21 protein-coding genes are annotated in these 17,392 nt (G+C 69.9%); 14 read left to right on the top strand and 7 right to left on the bottom strand.

The annotated features are described in order from the left end of the window. Nucleotides 1-65: 65 nt before the first annotated feature. On the bottom strand, nucleotides 66-863 hold the full coding sequence (locus AB0I43_RS32845; protein WP_356976607.1) for an enoyl-CoA hydratase-related protein: 798 nt from the start codon (nucleotides 861-863) through the stop codon (nucleotides 66-68). Next, on the bottom strand, nucleotides 860-1,873 hold the full coding sequence (locus AB0I43_RS32840; RefSeq protein WP_357433251.1) for a TIGR03617 family F420-dependent LLM class oxidoreductase: 1,014 nt from the start codon (nucleotides 1,871-1,873) through the stop codon (nucleotides 860-862). Before AB0I43_RS32840 ends, AB0I43_RS32845 begins: the two co-directional genes overlap by 4 nt. Before the next feature lie 216 nt (nucleotides 1,874-2,089). On the opposite strand from AB0I43_RS32840, the gene AB0I43_RS32835 reads away from it, so the two are divergent. Then, nucleotides 2,090-2,290 (top strand): hypothetical protein, encoded by a 201-nt coding sequence (locus tag AB0I43_RS32835; protein ID WP_356976604.1) that lies wholly within the window; start codon nucleotides 2,090-2,092, stop codon nucleotides 2,288-2,290. A 35-nt stretch (nucleotides 2,291-2,325) separates the two neighbouring features. Continuing rightward, the gene (locus AB0I43_RS32830; RefSeq protein WP_356976603.1) at nucleotides 2,326-3,135 is read left to right on the top strand and encodes an LLM class flavin-dependent oxidoreductase; all 810 of its coding nucleotides are present in this window, start codon (nucleotides 2,326-2,328) and stop codon (nucleotides 3,133-3,135) included. Here AB0I43_RS32830 and AB0I43_RS32825 read toward each other — a convergent pair. The 4 genes from AB0I43_RS32825 to AB0I43_RS32810 all read right to left on the bottom strand — a co-directional run bounded on the left by AB0I43_RS32825 (nucleotide 3,113) and on the right by AB0I43_RS32810 (nucleotide 5,806). Then, on the bottom strand, nucleotides 3,113-3,484 hold the full coding sequence (locus AB0I43_RS32825; RefSeq protein WP_356976601.1) for a VOC family protein: 372 nt from the start codon (nucleotides 3,482-3,484) through the stop codon (nucleotides 3,113-3,115). The genes AB0I43_RS32830 and AB0I43_RS32825 overlap by 23 nt on opposite strands. 87 nt (nucleotides 3,485-3,571) lie before the next feature. Next, entirely contained in the window at nucleotides 3,572-3,964 is a 393-nt protein-coding gene (locus AB0I43_RS32820; protein ID WP_356976600.1) for a PPOX class F420-dependent oxidoreductase, read from the bottom strand. A 10-nt stretch (nucleotides 3,965-3,974) separates the two neighbouring features. After that, nucleotides 3,975-5,024, bottom strand: a complete 1,050-nt coding sequence (locus AB0I43_RS32815) for a serine/threonine protein phosphatase (protein ID WP_356976598.1) — start codon at nucleotides 5,022-5,024, stop codon at nucleotides 3,975-3,977. After that, nucleotides 5,021-5,806, bottom strand: a complete 786-nt coding sequence (locus AB0I43_RS32810; protein ID WP_356976596.1) for a TetR family transcriptional regulator — start codon at nucleotides 5,804-5,806, stop codon at nucleotides 5,021-5,023. The genes AB0I43_RS32815 and AB0I43_RS32810 overlap by 4 nt, the downstream gene beginning before the upstream one ends. A gap of 238 nt (nucleotides 5,807-6,044) precedes the next feature. Here AB0I43_RS32810 and AB0I43_RS32805 point away from each other — a divergent pair, with 238 nt between their 5' ends. The 11 genes from AB0I43_RS32805 to AB0I43_RS32755 are packed head-to-tail and all read left to right on the top strand — an operon-like array spanning nucleotide 6,045 to nucleotide 16,115. Further along, a complete protein-coding gene (locus AB0I43_RS32805) occupies nucleotides 6,045-6,872 on the top strand; it encodes an ABC transporter permease (RefSeq protein ID WP_356976631.1) in 828 nt (275 codons plus the stop codon). A 23-nt stretch (nucleotides 6,873-6,895) separates the two neighbouring features. Further along, nucleotides 6,896-7,735, top strand: coding sequence for an ABC transporter permease (locus tag AB0I43_RS32800; protein ID WP_356976629.1), 840 nt, complete (start codon nucleotides 6,896-6,898; stop codon nucleotides 7,733-7,735). A gap of 8 nt (nucleotides 7,736-7,743) precedes the next feature. Further along, complete coding sequence (locus AB0I43_RS32795) at nucleotides 7,744-9,081, top strand: MCE family protein (RefSeq protein WP_356976595.1); 1,338 nt, start codon at nucleotides 7,744-7,746, stop codon at nucleotides 9,079-9,081. Between the two features lies 1 nt (nucleotide 9,082). Next, entirely contained in the window at nucleotides 9,083-10,108 is a 1,026-nt protein-coding gene (locus AB0I43_RS32790) for an MlaD family protein (protein WP_357433249.1), read from the top strand. Then, the gene (locus AB0I43_RS32785) at nucleotides 10,108-11,196 is read left to right on the top strand and encodes an MlaD family protein (protein WP_357433247.1); all 1,089 of its coding nucleotides are present in this window, start codon (nucleotides 10,108-10,110) and stop codon (nucleotides 11,194-11,196) included. Before AB0I43_RS32790 ends, AB0I43_RS32785 begins: the two co-directional genes overlap by 1 nt. Further along, nucleotides 11,187-12,287 (top strand): MCE family protein, encoded by a 1,101-nt coding sequence (locus AB0I43_RS32780; RefSeq protein ID WP_357433245.1) that lies wholly within the window; start codon nucleotides 11,187-11,189, stop codon nucleotides 12,285-12,287. Before AB0I43_RS32785 ends, AB0I43_RS32780 begins: the two co-directional genes overlap by 10 nt. Beyond that, nucleotides 12,284-13,366 (top strand): MCE family protein, encoded by a 1,083-nt coding sequence (locus AB0I43_RS32775; RefSeq protein WP_356976588.1) that lies wholly within the window; start codon nucleotides 12,284-12,286, stop codon nucleotides 13,364-13,366. Before AB0I43_RS32780 ends, AB0I43_RS32775 begins: the two co-directional genes overlap by 4 nt. Further along, nucleotides 13,363-14,625, top strand: coding sequence for an MCE family protein (locus AB0I43_RS32770; RefSeq protein WP_356976587.1), 1,263 nt, complete (start codon nucleotides 13,363-13,365; stop codon nucleotides 14,623-14,625). The genes AB0I43_RS32775 and AB0I43_RS32770 overlap by 4 nt, the downstream gene beginning before the upstream one ends. 22 nt (nucleotides 14,626-14,647) lie before the next feature. Beyond that, nucleotides 14,648-15,202: a hypothetical protein gene (locus tag AB0I43_RS32765; protein ID WP_356976585.1), complete on the top strand. Its 555-nt coding sequence runs from the start codon at nucleotides 14,648-14,650 to the stop codon at nucleotides 15,200-15,202. Next, nucleotides 15,199-15,822, top strand: a complete 624-nt coding sequence (locus AB0I43_RS32760) for an SRPBCC family protein (protein ID WP_356976584.1) — start codon at nucleotides 15,199-15,201, stop codon at nucleotides 15,820-15,822. Before AB0I43_RS32765 ends, AB0I43_RS32760 begins: the two co-directional genes overlap by 4 nt. Continuing rightward, on the top strand, nucleotides 15,819-16,115 hold the full coding sequence (locus tag AB0I43_RS32755; RefSeq protein WP_356976583.1) for a hypothetical protein: 297 nt from the start codon (nucleotides 15,819-15,821) through the stop codon (nucleotides 16,113-16,115). The genes AB0I43_RS32760 and AB0I43_RS32755 overlap by 4 nt, the downstream gene beginning before the upstream one ends. Before the next feature lie 10 nt (nucleotides 16,116-16,125). Here the strand turns inward: AB0I43_RS32755 and AB0I43_RS32750 are convergent, their stop codons facing one another. Then, entirely contained in the window at nucleotides 16,126-16,614 is a 489-nt protein-coding gene (locus tag AB0I43_RS32750; RefSeq protein WP_356976582.1) for a DinB family protein, read from the bottom strand. Between the two features lie 206 nt (nucleotides 16,615-16,820). Between AB0I43_RS32750 and AB0I43_RS32745 the strand changes: the two genes are divergently transcribed. Beyond that, the gene (locus tag AB0I43_RS32745) at nucleotides 16,821-17,321 is read left to right on the top strand and encodes a GNAT family N-acetyltransferase (protein WP_356976581.1); all 501 of its coding nucleotides are present in this window, start codon (nucleotides 16,821-16,823) and stop codon (nucleotides 17,319-17,321) included. The last annotated feature ends 71 nt before the right edge of the window (nucleotides 17,322-17,392 follow it).

The raw sequence follows: 17,392 nt of genomic DNA, 5'->3' as shown, positions 1-17,392 counted from the left end.
ACGCCCGCGCGAGCGGGAGATCCGGAGTAATGGGTGCACCGCGTGCCAGCTCGCATTGAGTGCGGTCAGTGCCCCTCGGCATCGTCACCGACACGCCCGGACCAGCGCGGCGTCCGGCGTTCCAGGAACGCGCGCACCCCTTCGGCCGCGTCGGGCGTGCCCATGACGCGGTGGTGGAGCGCGGTTTCGCGGTCCGCGACCTGCTCGGGCCCCAGACCGAGCCGCGCGGTGTCCCAGAGCAGGCGTTTGCACAGCGCCGCCGAACGCGGGGCGGTGTTGACCGCCATGTCGTGCGCCAGCTCCAGGGCGGCGGGCAGCACCTGATCGGCCGGCAGCGAGCGACTCGCCAACCCGAGCCGGACCAGATCCGCCCCGCTGTACCGGCGACCGGTCAGCAGGAGCTCCGCGGCGGTGGCCAGCCCCGCCAGACGCTGGACGGTCCAGTGCGAGACGGCGTCCGGCAGCACCCCGAATCGCACCTGCGGGATCGCGTACACCGCCTCGTCCGCCGCGATCCGGATGTCGGCTTGCAGCGCCAGGGTGAGCCCGATGCCGACGGCGTGCCCGTTGAGCGCGGCGATCACCGGTTTGCGCAGGTCGAAGGCCGCCGGGCGCACGGGCGCGGCGCTGAACCCGGCATCGGCGGGCGCGTCGAAAGTGCCTTCGCCCCGGGACAGATCCGCACCCGCGCAGAAGGCCGGCGGCGTACCGGTCAGCACGATGACGCGCACGCTGTCGTCCGCGTCCAGGCTCGCGTAGTGCTCCCCCAGTGCCGTCCCCATCGCCTTGGTGAAGGCGTTGCGCTGCGCGGGCCGGTGCAACGTGAGTGTGGCGACCCCGCCGTCGACGTCGAGCCGGATCACCCGGCGGCCCGAAGGGCCGTAATGAGATCTGCGACATGCTGATCCGAGATCGGGTAGCCGGGAAAATAGCAGCAGACACGCTCGGCGTGCGCACCGAAGCGGCGCAGGATCTCCGCCGCGCACTGCTCGGGAGTCCCGTGCACCGCGAGGGTGCGCAGCATCGTGTCGTCGATCGAGTCCAGCATGGCGGGGAAGTCGCCGAGCTTGGACAGGCGGTTCAGTTCGGGCTGCAACGTCCCCCAGCCCTCCACGTCGAGGACCGGCCGATACGCGGGAGTCGAGCCGTAGAAGGCCAGCAGCGACCGCACCCCGCGCGCCGCGGCCGCCAATTCGTCCGCGCTGCGGCCGGTTCCGACGATCACCTGCGGATAGAGCCGGAAGTCCGCGCGGTCGCGCCCGGCCCGCTCCAGCCCCTCGGCGACCGCCGGCAAGGTGCGCTCGGTGAAATACCGTTCACTGTTGAACGGCATGACCAGCAGCCCGTCGGCTACCTCGGCGGCGGTCCGGGTCATGTGCGGCCCGAGCGCGCCCAGGCAGATCTCGGGCGGCCCGAACGGATTCGGCCCCGGGTCGAACATCGGCGGCATCAGCGTGTGCGAGCTGAACCGGCCCTGGAATCGCAACGGCGCGCGCCCCTCCCACGCGTCGAAGACGGCCTTGATCGCCTGCACCATCTCCCGCATCCGCGCAGCGGGCTCGGACCAGGTGGATCCGTAGCGCTTCTCGATGTGCGCGCGCACCTGCGACCCGAGGCCGAGCCGGAACCGGCCCTGGCTCAGCGTTTGCAGATCGTAGGCCAGGTGCGCGAGGTGGATCGGGCTGCGCGGCAGCGCGACCGCGATATTGGTCATGAGATCGGCGCGCACCGCCCCGGCCGCCAGGGCCAGCGGCAGGAACACGTCGTTGGGTCCCTCGAAGGTGAACAGTCCGTCCGCGCCGAGGGCGACCAGTTCGGCGGCGCGCGCGGCCGAATGCTCGATCCGGCCGTCCAGTTGGATGTCGACTTTCACGCCGGGTACTCCTCGACGCCGTCGGACGGACTCTTCGGCATGGGCGCTCCTTCGGATCCCGCTCTGTATACGTAAGAAGCCCCGCTCGCGACATACCCCGGCCCACTGGGCGGGACCGGCTCTCGACATCACACAGGTTTCACCCGCCCCCAGCGCGGTATGCGGCAGACGACTGCACGGTCCGTCCCTGGGCCGTGCCGAAGCAAGGAGGACGTCATGGCCGACAAGCACCGCTCCGCCGAGACCGGCGAATACGTCACCGAGGAGACCGCGGCCGAGAACCCGCGGACCACGCTCGGTGAGAACGAGCCGCACGAGGGCGACAACCGGCGCGATCGCTCCGCGATCACCGGACATTTCGTCCAGCCCGACACCAGTCGGCGGCACCCGGACACCACGGTCACCGAGAACAAATAACCGCCTGACAGCAAATAGCCAGTTACGCTGGCCGGATGCGCCATGGTGTGTATCTGCCGCCGTTCGGCGAGCTGGCCCATCCCGCGGTCCTGGCCGGTCTCGCCCAGACGGCCGAACACGCCGGGTTCGACGGCGTCTTCGTCTGGGACCACGTGGTGCGCCCCCAGCGCCCCGGCCTTCCCGTCTGCGATGCCTGGATCGCGCTGGCCGCGATCGCCGCCCGCACCGACCGCGTCGTGCTGGGCCCGCGCGTCACGCCACTGTCGCGCCGCCGCCCGCACGAGGTGGCCCGGCAGGCGGTCGCGCTCGATCAGCTCAGCGAGGGCCGGTTGATCCTGGGCGCCGGGCTGGGCTCGAACACCGGCGCGGAACTGACCCGCCTGGGCGAGGTCGAGGAACCGCGCGAGCGGGCCCGACTGCTCGACGAAAGCCTCGAGGTGATCACCGGGCTCTGGTCCGGTGAGGAGGTCCGGCACACGGGCCCGAACTACCGGGTCGACGGGCTGCGTTTCCTGCCGACCCCCGTCCAGCGACCTCGCATCCCGATCTGGATCGCCGCGCAGTCGCTGCACCGCGCCCCGCTCCGCCGCGCCGCCCGCTACGAGGGCCTGTGCCCGGAAGCCGCCCCCGGCGACTTGGCCGCGATGCTGGCGATCATCGCCGAATACCGCGGCGGGCTCGACGGTTTCGAGGTGGCCGTCGCAGGCACTCCCGACAAGGATCCCGACGCCTACCGCGCGGCCGGCGCCACCTGGTGGCTCACCCAGGTTCCCGAGATCAGCACCGTGGACGAGGCCCTGGCCATTGTGCGCCGCGGCCCGCTCACGCCCCGGGACGCGTCGTGAGGCAGAACGGATGCCCGGCGGGGTCGAGCAGTACCCGCCATTTCCCGGGCGCGGGCTGGAACTCGGCCTTCACCGCGCCCAGTTCGATCGCCGCCCGCTCACCCAGCTCGAGGTCCTGGACGAACAGATCCAGATGCATCTGCTTGGGCACCTGATTGCCGGGCCAGATCGGCGGAACGTGGTCCGCCACCCGCTCGATCGTCAGCAGCGTCCCTTTCCCGCCCAGCACGATCACCTCCTCGGTCTCGTGGCGGATCTTAAAGCCCAGCAGCGCGCTGTAGAACTGCGCGAGGCGGCGCGGATCCCGGCTGTCGAGCGCGATGGCACCGAATTCGGCTATTCCGGACATACTCCCCCGAACATGTTGCGCCCCAGCCTCGTACCGGGGCTCTCTACCCGACAACCCGTTCGTCCCGTCCGGCATTCCCCCGGCGCGTCACATCCCGTACCCGGTGATCCGCTCGGGGACGACCCGCACGATCCAGCGCTGGACCTCCGCGCTCTCCGGCGGCGGCAACTCGCCCACGTACTTCCGGGACAATCGCGCCGGAAGCCGCTTCTCCAGATCCGGAATCAGCTCGGCGGTTCCCGCGATATCGACCGTGCGGTAGGGATCGCGCGCGTCCGACACGGTCACGCTGACGCGCGGATCCCGGGCCAGATTGCGCCCCTTGCGCCGCTGCGCGGTCGTCGTGAACACCAGCGCGTCCCCCTCCCGGTCCACCCAGATCACCGACGTGTGCGGTGAGCCGTCCGCGTTCATCGTCGCGACGACCCCGAAGTTCTTGCCATCCAACAGTTTTCGCACATTCTCGGAAATTTCGGTCATGCATCCGAAGTTACCCGCGCGCGGCGTCGCCGTGGATGGTCCAATCGCTCAGGCTCATATCCGATCCGCTCGGATATTCGGCGTGCACCTCGCCGTCGAACAACTTCCAGAAGAAAGCGTTCAGCCGCGCGGCGGCCGGGGCGTGACGGGCCAGCAGGGCGGCCACGACGGGCGGCACATCGTCCGGGATACGCCCCGAGGCGCACCGGCGGACGAACTCGTTGCGCCCGACTGGCGGGTATCCCCTCGACGCACCGCAGACATCGGTGGCCAGCCAATTGACCAGTCGCATCGCGGCATAGTCGGCATCGTGCCCGGCATGCCGGTCGACGAAGGCCCGCTCGGCGGGCGACAGATCGAACAACGGCGAGGTGGCCAGCCCGAAGTCGGTCAGGTAGATCCGGTCACCGGCACTGCGCAGGTTCCCGAAGTGGCAGTCCATGTGCAGCAGACGGCGTCCGCGCAGGAACGTCACGATCTCCGAGAGCTGCTGGGCGAAGCTCAGTGCTTTGCTCGCCGGATCCTCGGACAACAGGTCCGCCACCGTATTCGGGATGTACTCGCAGAACAGCGCCAGGCTGGCGGGCGCGACGACCAGCGCTTCCAGGCGGGCGCGCACGGCCGGGGAATCCCCCTGGGCCGCGACCACGGCGTCGATGTCGGCGTGGTCTTCGGCGATCGGCGACCGTCCGGGCAGCACTCGCCAGTGGTACAGCATCGGGAAGGCCCCGGTCTCGCCGCGCAGCACAGCTTCGGTCACCATCGTGTTCGCGGCCAGCTCGCGCCAGGTGTTGAAACTCGGTCCGCCGATGCCGTACTGGCAGTAGGTCGGCACGTCGAAAAAATTTGCGGTGCAGCCTGGATGGGCGAGTTCGCGCTCGCTCAGCGGGACGCGTTTGGCGAAGACCGGCGCGCCGTCGATGTCGATGACCGACGAGCTTCCGCCCACGCCCACCGTCGCGGACCGCCCTTCGGCCATCAGTCCGGCCAGCTCGGTGTCGCCGCGCGCGGCCAACGCCACCGCGAGGCGCCGGTGCGAATTCACCTTGGCCGCAGTCATGATTCGAGTCTGCCAGCCCCATCTGTCTGGGTCAGCGCTGCCGAATCTTCGGGCCGGGCCTGCCGCCATGCCGCGACCACGGATTCACCGGCGAACACCGAGGTCCCGTCGCCGCCCTTGGGCAGCGTGCGCGCCAAGGCGTGCACGGTCGATCGAAGCACCTGCGGCGGAAAGCGTTCCGGATCCGAGAGCACCAGCCGGCCGAGCGATTCGATGAACCCCAGCATGACCCGCCCGACCAGCTCGACGTCGACCTCACGTGGCCCGCCCCGCAGGCCGATCCCCGTGCGGAGCAGGTGCACGCACCGTTCGACGACCGCTTCGCGCGCCCCGGCGAGCAGTTCGCGATAGTCGGCGGGAGCGCCTTCGGCGGGCAACAGGATGAGCCGCCAGCGAATCGGATCCTGCTGCACGGCGGTCAAGAACGCCATGACCGCCGCCTCGTACTCCGCGTCGGGATCGGACTCGGCCAGGTTGTCCGGCAGCGCCGCGAGCACCTGCTGCATACCGCGCGCGTGCTCGCGCCGCAGCAGCGCCCCGAGCAGCTCCGGCGCGGTCGGAAACACCGCGTACAGTACCGGTTTCGCGACACCGGCCGCCTGGGCCACCGCCTGCATCGTGAGATCGGACAGGCCCGCCCGCCCGGCGACCGCGCGGGCCGCGTCGAGCAGTTGCTCCCGGCGCTGCGCGGGCGGCAGTCGCGGCCCGTTGCGGCGGCGCGGCCGCGCCGGTGGCGGCGGCGAGATCTGCCAGACGCCCGCTTCCTTCTTCTCGATGCTCATCCAGAAATGATCCCTCAATGTCTGGCGTCCCGATTTCGGCTTTGCTACTGTCCCAGATAGATATCTACTCGACCGTAGAAAGCAATTCTACGGCTCCGTAGATTTCACCTTCCGGTGCGGGGGCGCGCGGCATGCCTCCGGCCATCGAGTGATCCACCCTCTCCGAGAGACGAAAAACGTGCAGCAGTCGCACATCCGGGCACAAACCGAATTCCCTTCTGGCACAACGGCACCCAACATCGACGCGCGGGAACGCCTGCTCGCCGCAGGACTGGACTACTGGCGTGCGCATCCACAGCGCTCGGTGGAGACGGCTGGTCGGCAGGTCCTGATGACCGGCCGCGCGGGCGCCGAACTCGTCCGCGCCCTGCTCACCCGCCGATTTCCGGTGCGGGAGTTCGTGAAGCAGTGCGCGTTCATGGCCAGCGTGTCCGCCTCGCCCACCCTGCTGGTGGCGATTCCGATCGCCGTCGTGGTGTCGATCCAGGTCGGCTCGCTGGTCAGCCAGGTCGGAGCGACGACCTTCATCGGAGCGGTCAACGGACTGGGCATCATTCGCCAGGGCGCACCGCTGGTGACGTCCCTGATGATCGCGGGCGCGGTCGGCTCGGCGATCTGCGCGGACCTGGGCTCCCGGTCGATCCGCGAGGAGATCGACGCGATGGTGGTGATGGGCGTCGACCCGGTACGCCGCCTGGTCGCCCCCCGCCTCGCCGCCGCGGTCGTGGTCAGCACCCTGCTGTGCGGGCTGGTGGTGTTCGTGGGCTTCGCGACCGGTTACGCGTTCAACGTCTACATCCAGGACGGCACGCCCGGCTCCTACGTCAGCACCTTCGCCTCGTTCGCGGTGGCCGCCGACCTGATCGTGGCCCTGATCAAGGCGATGATCTTCGGCGCGCTGGCCGCGATCATCGCCTGCGACACCGGATTACACACCCGGGGCGGTCCGGCCGGGGTGGCGAACGCGGTGAATTCGGCCGTCGTGAACTCCGCGATCGTGCTGTTCGCCGCCAACATCATCCTCACCCAGCTCTACAACACCGTGCTGCCGACGAAGGTGATCTGACGGTGACCCAATACGTTCCGCCGGTGCTGCGCCCGTGGCATCGGGCCCGTCAGGCCCTGGTCGCGCCCGCCGCGATCCCGGTCCGGCTCGGCCATCAGGGCGTGGTGTTCCTGCAAGCCCTGGCCGCGATTCCGTTCGCCGTCAAGCACTATCGCAAGGAACTGCTGCGGTTGATCACCGACGTCGGCTTCGGCAACGGCTCGCTGGTGGTCGGCGGTGGGGTGATCGGCGTGGTGGTCATCCTGTGCGGTTTCGGCGGGATCACCGTCGGCATGGAATCGCATTCGGCCCTGAGCCTGCTCACCATGAGCCCGCTCACCGGCGCCATCTCCGGTTTCGCCACCACCCGTGAGCTGGCCCCGCTGCTGGCCACCCTGGCTTTCGGCGCACAGGCCGGCTGCCGGTTCACCGCACAGCTGGGCTCGATGCGCATCTCCGAGGAGATCGACGCGCTGGAATCGATCGCGATCCGGCCGCTGCCCTATCTGATCACCACCCGCATGCTGGCCGCGGTGGTGGCCATCGTGCCGCTCTACACCGTGGGTCTGGCCGTCGCCTACCTCACCACCCGGTTCACCGTCGTCTTGCTCGGCGGCACCACCCTGGGCACCTACGACCACTACTTCCACCAGTTCCTCGATCCGATCGACATCGCCTACTCGATCCTCAAGATCGTGGTGTTCGTGGCGATCGCGACGTTCATCCAGTGCTACTACGGCTTTGTCGCCGCCGGCGGGCCCGAGGGCGTGGGCGTGGCGGCCGGGCGGGCGATCCGCATGACGATCATCGTCGTGGTCTTCGTCAATCTGCTCATCTCCCTGTCGATCTGGGGCATCGACCCCGGCATCCGGATTTCGGGATAGGAGCCGGGATGATCATCGATCACAGCGGACGCGGCGTGCGCACGCCCGTACTGGGCCTGTTCGGCGTCCTGATCGCCGCGCTCGGCGCGCTGAGCGTGTATCTGCTCGGCCTGCGCTACACCGGCTCGTTCACCGAATCCGTCGAGGTGACCGCCCGGATGACCAGCACCGGCGACGGGGTGCCGCAACGGGCCGACGTGACCTTCCGCGGCGTGCTCGTCGGCCAGGTCGCCCACACCGCGATCGCGGCCCGGGGCGAAAGCCAGGAGATGCTGTTGCGCCTCGAACCCGCGCTGGCGCAGCGGATCCCGTCGACGGTCACCGCGCGAGTGGTGCCGAACAACATCTTCGGTGTCACCGCCGTCGAGCTCATCGACCAGGGCCCGGCCGCCCGGCCGCTGTCTTCCGGCGCCACGATCAGCCAGGACACCAGCACGGTGAGCACGCAGTTGCAGACCACGCTGACCACCTTGCGCACCGTGCTGGACGCCATCGATCCGCTCGAGCTGGCCGCCGTGCTCGGCGCACTCGCCGACGCCCTCGATCCGAGCTATCGCATGCCGGGCTCGACGATCGAACGACTCGACGCCTGGACCACGCAGGTCCGCGCCACTCCCGGAATCGGTGCGTTGCTGGGCGATCTCGGCGCCGCCGCGTCGGCGGTCAACGAGTCCGCGCCCGAATTGATCGACACGCTCAGCACCTCGGTGACCGCGGCGCGCACCCTGACCGAGAAGCGGGCCGCGCTGATCTCGCTGCTCACCGCCGCCGGCGGCGCGCTCGACAGCACCGACGAGTTGTTCGCCCGCAATCCGGGCGCGGGCCCGGCGCTGGTGGGCGGACTGAACGACACCTTCGGCGCGCTGGCCGCCGACCCCGCCGCGATCGCCGTCTCGGTCGCCAATCTCAATACCGCCCTGGCGAAATTGGCGACGGTCTTCAACTGGGGCCCGAACAAGCAGATGCGCTGGGTCGTCGATATCAGCTTCACCCCGTTCCAGCAGTACACCGCCGCGGACTGCCCCCGCTACGGACCCCTGACCGGACCGCGGTGCGGTGGTCCCACCGTGCCGGAATCCGGTCCGGCACAGCGTTTCCCGACCCCGCTGCTGCCAGGTCGGATAGTCGGAGCCGGGCCGCTGCCCACGCTCCCGGTGCTGCCCGGCCTGCCCGCACCGCAGGCGGCTCCCGCCGCCGCGACCGATGCCCAGGAACTGCACGGCGTCGAGGCGATCGCGGCCGTCGTCGGCGCCCCACCCAATGCCGCTCAGCTGATCCTGCTCGGTCCCGTACTGGCCGGCGGCGCGCTGACCGTGAGTTCCACCCCTGCCGCAGGAGGCAACTGACATGATGCGAACCCGCACGGCTGTGCTGATCCTGGCGCTGTTCGTCGCGATGGCCCTGCTCGCCACGCACACCATTCTCTCCGCGCTGAACCGCGGCGTCAGCGGGGACACCGCCCGCTACACCGCGATCTTCGGCAGCGTCCTGGGCCTGCGGGTCGGCGACGACATCCGGATGGCCGGGGTGCGCGTCGGCCGGGTGGACGCCATCGAACTCGACCCCGACCGGCGCGCGAAAGTCGTGCTGCGCGTGCAGGCCCGGCACCGGCTGACCACGACCACCAAGGCGCTGATCTGCTACCAGAACCTGATCGGGCAGCGCTATGTGGCGCTCGCCCCCGGAACCGGTGCGGCCCAACCGCTGCCGGCCGATGCGACGATCCCCTACGAACGCACCGAATCCGCCTTCGACGTCTCCACCGTGCTGGCCGGGTTCGAGCCGCTGTTCGCCACGCTGCAACCCGAGGACATCAACTCACTGTCCAACACGCTGATTCAGGCACTACAGGGTGACGGCGTGTCCCTGAGCGCGCTCGTGACCCAGGCCGCCGCGCTGGCCGCCACCTTCCGCGACCGGGACGAGATCCTCGGCGAGGTCATCACCAATCTCGGCGGCGTGGTGGACGGGCTGGCCAAGCGCAGCGGCGAACTGGAAACGCTGATCACCCAGTCCCGCACGCTCACCGCGGAGCTCTACGCGCAGGGCGAGGTGCTCAAGGGCGCGGTCGATCAGGCGTCGGGCTCGACCACCGCGCTCGCCGATCTGATCGTGCGCATCGAACCGGGGCTGGCCCGCGCCCGGCAGTCGGCGAGCGAAGGCGTGCGCCTGCTGCTGTCCAACGGGGCCCGACTCGACCGCACCGCCGCCGAATTGCCGTTCGCGCTCGCCGGATTGGCGCGCATCAGCGGCAACGGCACCTACATCAGCTCCTACATCTGCGGACTCGACGTCTCGCTGTGGGGAGTGCTGTTTCCCCCCGGCCTGCTCAGCCAGGTCGGCGGCAACGCGCATTCGGAGGTATGCCGGTAATGACCATCAAGCAGCGACTCGCCCGCCTGGGCCGGGTCAACGACGCGCTGACCGCGCTGCGGCTGCCGCCGCTGGACTATCTGTGGGAATCGATTCCGCGCTACTCGGCCAACCGGCACTGGTGGCTGGGGCTCGGCGCGGGCGCCGCGGTGCTGGCACTGCTGGTCGGCTCGAGCGCGCTGAACCGGCTCGATCTCGGTCAGCACACCGTGCACGCCGAATTCGCGCAGGCCGCCGGCCTGCGCGACGGTGACAGCGTCGACATCGCCGGAATCGAGGTCGGCACCGTGAAATCCGCGCGGCCGGCCGGTGACCGCATCGAGGTGGCACTGTCGATCCGCGACGACATCGGCGTCCACACCGACGCCACCGCCGAGATCAAGATGTCGACCATCCTCGGGCGCATGCACGTCGAACTCGACCCCGGCAGCACGGCCGCGCCCGCAGGCGACCGGATCGGCCTGGAGCGCACGAAGGTGCCCTACAACCTGGCCAAGGTCGTCAACGACAGCAAATACACCCAGTCCTTCGAACACCTCGAGCGGCTGGACCCCGCCGCGCTGCGCGCCGCCCTCGACGCCCTCGCCCGGCAGATGGGCGACTCGCCCCGGCTGACCGCCCAGGCGCTCGATTCGGTCGGCGCGCTGGCCGAGGTGATCAGCGACCGCCGCGACGAGGTGCAGCGGCTGTTGCAGAACATCGACGCCGTCTCGAGGGTGGTGTCGGACAACCAGAACGCGGTGCTGTTGCTGCTGACCCGCGGCCAAGCCATCGGCGACGCGGTCGTGCGGCGTCAGCACCTGGTCACCCAGCTGCTCGACAACATCGCGCTGGTCTCGAAGAACCTGCGCGAGATGGGCATCGAGGACAACGGCGGCCTGGCGCCGTTGATCGCCGATCTGAACACCATGTCGGCGGGGTTGCAGAAGAACAAGGACAACCTCGACAACCTCTTCCAGATCATGCCGGTGACCCTGCGCCAGTTCAACAACAGCCTGGGCAACGGGCCCTACGGCGAGGTGTATCTGCCGTGGTTGTTCCCCGACAACTGGCTGTGCGCGACCGACGTGGTGGCGGGATGCCGTTGATGCGCACCGTGCTTCGTCTCACCGTCGCGGCCGTGGCCGCCGTCCTGCTGGCCGGGTGCTCGATGCTGCCGCACGGCCTCACCTCGTTGCCGGATCGCCTGCTGCGCCAGGAGAAGACCCTCACCGCCGACTTCGAGAACGTCGCGGGCCTCTATGTCGGCAACGAGGTCTCGGTGCTGGGCCTGCCGGTCGGCCGCGTCACCGAGCTGGTGCCGCGCGGACCGTACGTGGAGGTGCACATGGTGGTCGATCCCGACGTGGACGTGCCTGCGGCGGCGATCGCCGCGCTGGTCTCACCGCAGTTGATCACCAACCGCCACATCGAACTCACCCCCGGCTACACCGGCGGCCCCACCCTGGCCGACGGCGCGCACATTCCGATCGCCCGGACCCGGACGCCGGTGGAGTTGGACCGCATCCTGCGCACCTTCGACGACATCGGAAAATCCCTGTCCGGCGACAACACCGGCGGCCCGATGGCAAGCCGCGTGCTGTTCCCGCTGCTGGACGGCAACGGCGACCGCATCCGGCAGACCCTCGACGCGCTCTCGGGCGCCTTCCAGGTCACCCTCGCGAACAAGGATCAGATCTCCAACGCCATCGTCCGGCTCAACGACATCACCCAGATCGTCGCCGACAACGACGCCACCGTCCGCGATTTCAGTGACCGTCTCACCCAGCTGGTCACCCTCATGCGCGATCAGTCCCCGGGCCTGCGGGCCGTGCTCACCCAGATCAACGACTTCGTCGCCGACACCAGCGCGGTCGTCGCCGAGAACAAGCAACCCCTCACCGACGCGCTGCTGCGCCTGACCACCATCACCGACCAGATGCGCGCGCACGCCCGCGGGCTCACCGAGATCGTCGATATCACACCGCTGTTCTTCCAGAACATCGGCAATGCCGTCAGCCCCGAGACCGGCGCGGTCCGGTTGCACCTGCTCACCGACAAGAGCCTGCTCGACAACGAACTGCTCGCCCTGTTCTGTAGCCGGGTCCAACTGCGCGCGGACGGCTGCCGCACCGGCAAACTGCAGGACTTCGGCCCCGATTTCGCGATCATGGCCGCACTGCTGGGACTGACCCGATGACCCGGCCCCGCGCCCGCGCCGCCGCCCTGTGCCTGGTGGCGTTCTCGGCCGCCGGCTGCGCCACCGGTATCGACGCCCTGCCGCTGCCCCGGCCCGGCGTGGACGGACCCACCTACCGGGTGCGCGCGCTCTTCGACAACGCGCTCAACCTGCCCGAGCGCGCCCACGTGAAGATCGGCGGCACCGATGTCGGGGTGGTCACCGCCATCGACACCACCGACTTCGTGGCCACCGTCGAACTCGAGATCCAGGACGCGATCCGCCTGCCCCGCGGCTCGCGGGCCGAACTGCGCCAGCCGACGCCGCTCGGCGACATCTACGTCGCCCTGACCTTGCCCGAACGGGACTCGGGCACACCGCTGCTCGCCGACGGCGCGGTCATTGACAGGGAGCACACCTCGGCGGGCGCCTCGGTGGAGGAACTGATGATGTCGCTGGCGATGCTGCTCAACGGCGGCGCGCTCAGCCAGGTCGCCCGCATCACCAGCGAGACCGACTCCATGCTCGGCGGACGCGGTCCGCAGCTGGCGCACCTGCTCACCGAGATGACCGCCACCCTGTCCGCGCTGAACGCGCGCACCGATCAGATCGACGCCGTGCTGCACGGGATGGACGATCTCAGTCGCACCCTCGGGCAGCGGCGCAGCGAACTCGGCGCGGCCGCCGACACTTTCCCGCAACTGCTCTCCGTCATCACCGAGAACAACCAGGCCATCACCGCGCTCACCAGCAAGGTCACCGGCACCCTGGGCGCACTCGGTGAATTCACCGGCAGCAGCGGCGCGGACCTGGTCGGCTTGTTCGACAGCGTGCAGGCGCTGATGGACGGCTTCACCGCCATGGGCGACGATCTGGCCGGCGCACTCGACCAGTTGCACGCGTTGCAGCCCTCGCTGCTGGCCGGCACCGAGGGGACCACGCTCGCCGTGGCCGCGACCGTGTCGTATCTGAGCGTCGGCGCCCTGACCGACCCGAACGGCAGCAGACTGCCCGACGGTTCGGACGTGACCGGGTTCCTGGGCAGCCTCGCCGAGGTCCTCGCACGGGTGCTGGGCCGGCTGCAGGGAGGCCCGCGATGAGAACACCGCGGCCCTCGACCCCCGGGGTGCTGATCCGGTTCGGGCTCTGGCTGCTCGAGGTCACCCTCGAGGTCGTGGCCGACGTCGTGCTGCGCCTGGCCGACCGGGCGCGGCGGCATCTGGTCGGGCTGGCCATGGCGGGCCTGGTCGTGATCCTGCTGCTGGGCGGCGGATACCTGCTCGTCGAGGTGGTGCGGTTCGATCCCACCCGCGAAACCATCACCGTGCGAGTCGAACTCGCCGCCTCCGGCGGACTGCTCGAGCACTCCGACGTCAGCTTCCGCGGCGTGCGGGTGGGAACGGTGCGCGCGGTGGAACTCTCCGACTCCGGGGTGACCGCGATCGCCGAGATCGACGCCGTGCACCGCATTCCCGCCGGCGGCGCCGTCGTGGTGGCCCGGCTCTCCGCGGCGGGTGAGCAGTACCTCGATTTCCGGCCCGACACCGACGCGGCGCCCTATCTGCGCGACGGGGCGGTGATCGAGCGCCCGCGCACCTCGACACCGGTCACGATCAACGAGTTCCTCACCAACACTTCGGGTTTCATCAACGGCCTGAATCCGGAGCGTCTCGATGTCATCGTCGCCGAGCTGGACAGAGCCCTGGCCGGGGGACCCGATCAGTTGCGCACCGTGATCAGCGGACTCAGTCAGGCGATGAACGGCCTGACCGGGCTGCTCCCGCAGACCCGCAATCTGCTCGAGAAACTCGCGGTGATCGCGGAGACGACCTCGCACGCGCAACCCGACCTGCACACCCTCGTCACGGGTTCGGGGGTGCTGTTCGGCCAGTTCGCCGCCGCCGACCAGGAACTGCGCCGCCTGCTCGACCTGGGTCCCGGGCAACTGGCGACCCTCGGCGGCGTGGTCGCCGACACCACCGACCCGATCACCGCGCTGGTGACCAACATGCTGGCCGTCACCAAGGCCGCACGCCTGCGCACACCCGCGCTCGCGGCGCTGTTCCCGGCGCTGCGCTCGGGCACCGCCCTGCTCGGTATTCCCTCGCACGACAACGCCTTTCACACGATGATGGACATCTGGCCGCGGCCGTTCTGCGAGTACGACACCATCCCGGTGGCCCCGGCGACCGTCTCCGACGGCAGCGTGCGGCTCTACAACTACTGCGTCACCGCCGATCCCGCCCAGCAGATCCGCGGGTCGGCCAACGCGCCGCGCCCCGACCTACCCGACAACACCGCCGGCCCGCCGCCAGGCGTCACCGGCGACGAGAAATCGGTGCCGCTGCCCGGCCGTTGAACCCACCCCGAGGAGCCCGACCATGACCGACAACGATGCCGTGCCCGCCGACGACACACGCACCGAGCACCCACCGCGATCCCGGCGCTCGCGAGCACTCCTGGCCACCGCCATCACGCTGGCCGTCGCCGGACCGGCCGCCGGCGTCTACTTCGGCTGGCAGAACCACCATGCCCGCGAGCTGGAGCAGGCGCGCGGCGCCGCACGCGAGGCCGCCTGCGCCTACGGCGCTCTGCTCGCCAACTACGCCTCCACCGATCTGGACTCCTATTTCAGCGCCGTCCTGGCCGGCGCGACCGGCGAGTGGAAGAAGGAGTTCGAAGCGAGCAGCACCGATCTGCGCGAGGTGCTCGCCCAGGGCCAGGTGCGCTCTACCTCCGGCGACGTCCACTGCGCCATCGCCACCAGCGGGGCCGCGGACGCCGAGGCGATCGTCGTGATCGATCAGTCGGTGGCCAGCGTCGGCACCCAGTCGCAGCCGCGCCGCGGTCAGCTCTCGATCACGTTGTCGCTGACCAAGTCCGGTGATCGCTGGCTGGCCGGCAAGGTCTCCTCGCCCCTGCTGCGCACCTCGTGAACCTTTCCACCACCGACAAGAACGGCACACCGATGATCCGGCTTCTCCTCTTCGTGGCGATCGGCGTACTCGTGCTCGGCGCGATCGTCGCCGTCGTGGCTCCGATCGTGCTGCGACGCCGCGCCGAGCGGCTGCTCGACACCGACATCGCCCCGGTCGACGAGCGCACGATCCAGACGCGCGAAGCGCGACGACCCACCTTCACGATGACCGTGACCCGGCGCTTCGCCGCCCCACCGGAGCAGGTGTGGTCGACGCTGGAAGCCGGTGCCTTCGGCGGGATTCCGATCGTCGACGGTGTCCGGTATCGCGACGACGAACGCGCCCCGGGCACGGTGCGCACGCTCGATCTCCTGCTGTTCGCGGCCGCCGAACAGGTCACCCGCCGGATCCCGGCCACCCGGCTCAGCGTGGCCGGGATCGAGACCTCGATCCCGCTGCTGGTCGACTCCTACCTCCAGGACTTCCAGCTGCGCGAAACCTCGCAGGGCGGGACCGATCTCACCTGGACCGTGGCCGGACGGCCCGCGATCTTCGCCTTCGTGCCGCTGAGCTGGACGGCTGTATTCATTCGGCCCTTCGCGCGAATCGTGCTCGGGCAGTTGGCGGCCCGGCGATGACGCACCCTACCTACCCGCTGCTTCGCCGGCTCGGAACCCGGCTCGCCCGGACCCGCGCAGCGCTCGCCGCCCGACTTCGGCTGCTGGCCCTCGGTCTCGCTACGGCCGCGGCCGCCCTCGCGGTACTGGCCACCAGCGCCTACTTCTTCCTCTCCTTCGCCGCCGCCGGCCTGAGCGAGCTCGTGCCCCGCTGGGTCGCGATGCTCATCCTGGCCGGTGCGCTCGGCGCCCTCGGCCTGGCGCTCGTCGGCGCCTGCTCGATGACGATCCGCGCCCGGGCACGGCGACGGTGAGCAGCGCCGGTCAGCGCAGCGGCGTGTCGATCTGCTCGCGCAGAATGTCACCGTGACCGGCGTGCCGGGCCATCTCCTGGATCATCAGCAGCAGCGTCCATCGCATGCTGACCTCGCCCTCGCGCGGGTTGACCTTGGTGTCGGCGAGTTCGAAACGCGCGGCGATCTCTCGTGATCGCGCGCCGGCGCGCTCGAACTCGGCGATGACATCGGCCAGGGTCTCGTGCTCGGCGACGGCGAAGGTGCCCTCGTCGCGACGCGAATACCCGTCGCACTCGGCTTCGTCCAGCTCCGCCCAGAACCGCTGGAACCAGATCCTTTCCGCGGCGGCCGCGTGCTTGAGCAGGGAGATCGGCGTGGTCAGCGACGCGACGAGCCGCCGCCGCGCGTCGGCCTCGGACAGCCCGCGGGCGGTCTCGACCAACGCCTGACGGTTGCGATCGAGCATGTCCTCGAGGATCGCGCGCTCGGGGCCGCTGGCAATCGGCGTGGTGTGCATGGGTTTTCGCTCCATTTCCGGTGGTGCCCGAGGCGCACGGCAGGTATCGGCCGCACAGCGCGGCGGCACCGCTGTTCGGCTCGGGAGAGGGACGAAACGTCCGAAATGAGAATGGCCCGCAGGGCCGCGGCCAGACCTGTCAGAGGGCTCTGCCGCACGTGCAGCCTACCGCAAACCGGGTGGTGCGCGAATGCGAGACTGGCCGGGTGATCGATGATCTTCCCGCCGACCTGACCGCCCGACACCTCACCGAATCCGACCACCTCCGCGTGCTCGCCGTCCTGGATTCCTGGTGGGGCGGCCTCAAAGGGCAGGCCGGGGCGCGGGAGCGAGCGCTGCTGCTGCCGCGCCTGTTCTTCCAGCACTTCACCACCACGAGCCTGGTGGTCGAGCGCCGGGACGGCGAGGTGGCCGCGTTCCTGGTGGGTTTCCTGTCGCAGACCGACCCCGAGGCCGCCTACGTGCACTTCGTCGGCGTCGACCCGGCACTGCGCGGGCAGGGCGTCGGCCGCACGCTGTACCAGGCGTTCTTCCGCGTCGCCGACGGGCACGGACGGCGCTACGTGCGGTGCATCACCAGCCCGGAAAACGCGGCGTCCCAAGCCTTTCACGCCGCACTGGGTTTCGCGGTCTCGGACCCGCAGCCGGATTACGACGGCCCGGGGCTGGATCGGGTGACCTTCGAGATCGACCTGTCCCGGCGTTAGCCGCGCCGATCGGTGACACCGGCCAACCAGGAAAGCCATACCCGGTTCCCGTGGGCCGCAGAGACCTCACG

It is taken from the genome of Nocardia sp. NPDC050435, assembly GCF_040655395.1.
Taxonomy (GTDB): domain Bacteria; phylum Actinomycetota; class Actinomycetes; order Mycobacteriales; family Mycobacteriaceae; genus Nocardia.
Note: the sequence above shows the minus strand (reverse complement) of the source record. Positions and strands in the feature narration are given on the sequence as shown.

Coding starts and splice junctions, on each gene's coding strand:
- AB0I43_RS32835 (WP_356976604.1), top strand. CDS start 2,090: ATGGCCGACAAGCACCGCTCCGCCGAGACCGGCGAATACGTCACCGAG.
- AB0I43_RS32830 (WP_356976603.1), top strand. CDS start 2,326: ATGCGCCATGGTGTGTATCTGCCGCCGTTCGGCGAGCTGGCCCATCCC.
- AB0I43_RS32825 (WP_356976601.1), bottom strand. CDS start 3,484: ATGTCCGGAATAGCCGAATTCGGTGCCATCGCGCTCGACAGCCGGGAT.
- AB0I43_RS32820 (WP_356976600.1), bottom strand. CDS start 3,964: ATGACCGAAATTTCCGAGAATGTGCGAAAACTGTTGGATGGCAAGAAC.
- AB0I43_RS32815 (WP_356976598.1), bottom strand. CDS start 5,024: ATGACTGCGGCCAAGGTGAATTCGCACCGGCGCCTCGCGGTGGCGTTG.
- AB0I43_RS32810 (WP_356976596.1), bottom strand. CDS start 5,806: ATGAGCATCGAGAAGAAGGAAGCGGGCGTCTGGCAGATCTCGCCGCCG.
- AB0I43_RS32795 (WP_356976595.1), top strand. CDS start 7,744: ATGATCATCGATCACAGCGGACGCGGCGTGCGCACGCCCGTACTGGGC.
- AB0I43_RS32790 (WP_357433249.1), top strand. CDS start 9,083: ATGATGCGAACCCGCACGGCTGTGCTGATCCTGGCGCTGTTCGTCGCG.
- AB0I43_RS32785 (WP_357433247.1), top strand. CDS start 10,108: ATGACCATCAAGCAGCGACTCGCCCGCCTGGGCCGGGTCAACGACGCG.
- AB0I43_RS32780 (WP_357433245.1), top strand. CDS start 11,187: ATGCCGTTGATGCGCACCGTGCTTCGTCTCACCGTCGCGGCCGTGGCC.
- AB0I43_RS32775 (WP_356976588.1), top strand. CDS start 12,284: ATGACCCGGCCCCGCGCCCGCGCCGCCGCCCTGTGCCTGGTGGCGTTC.
- AB0I43_RS32770 (WP_356976587.1), top strand. CDS start 13,363: ATGAGAACACCGCGGCCCTCGACCCCCGGGGTGCTGATCCGGTTCGGG.
- AB0I43_RS32765 (WP_356976585.1), top strand. CDS start 14,648: ATGACCGACAACGATGCCGTGCCCGCCGACGACACACGCACCGAGCAC.
- AB0I43_RS32755 (WP_356976583.1), top strand. CDS start 15,819: ATGACGCACCCTACCTACCCGCTGCTTCGCCGGCTCGGAACCCGGCTC.
- AB0I43_RS32750 (WP_356976582.1), bottom strand. CDS start 16,614: ATGCACACCACGCCGATTGCCAGCGGCCCCGAGCGCGCGATCCTCGAG.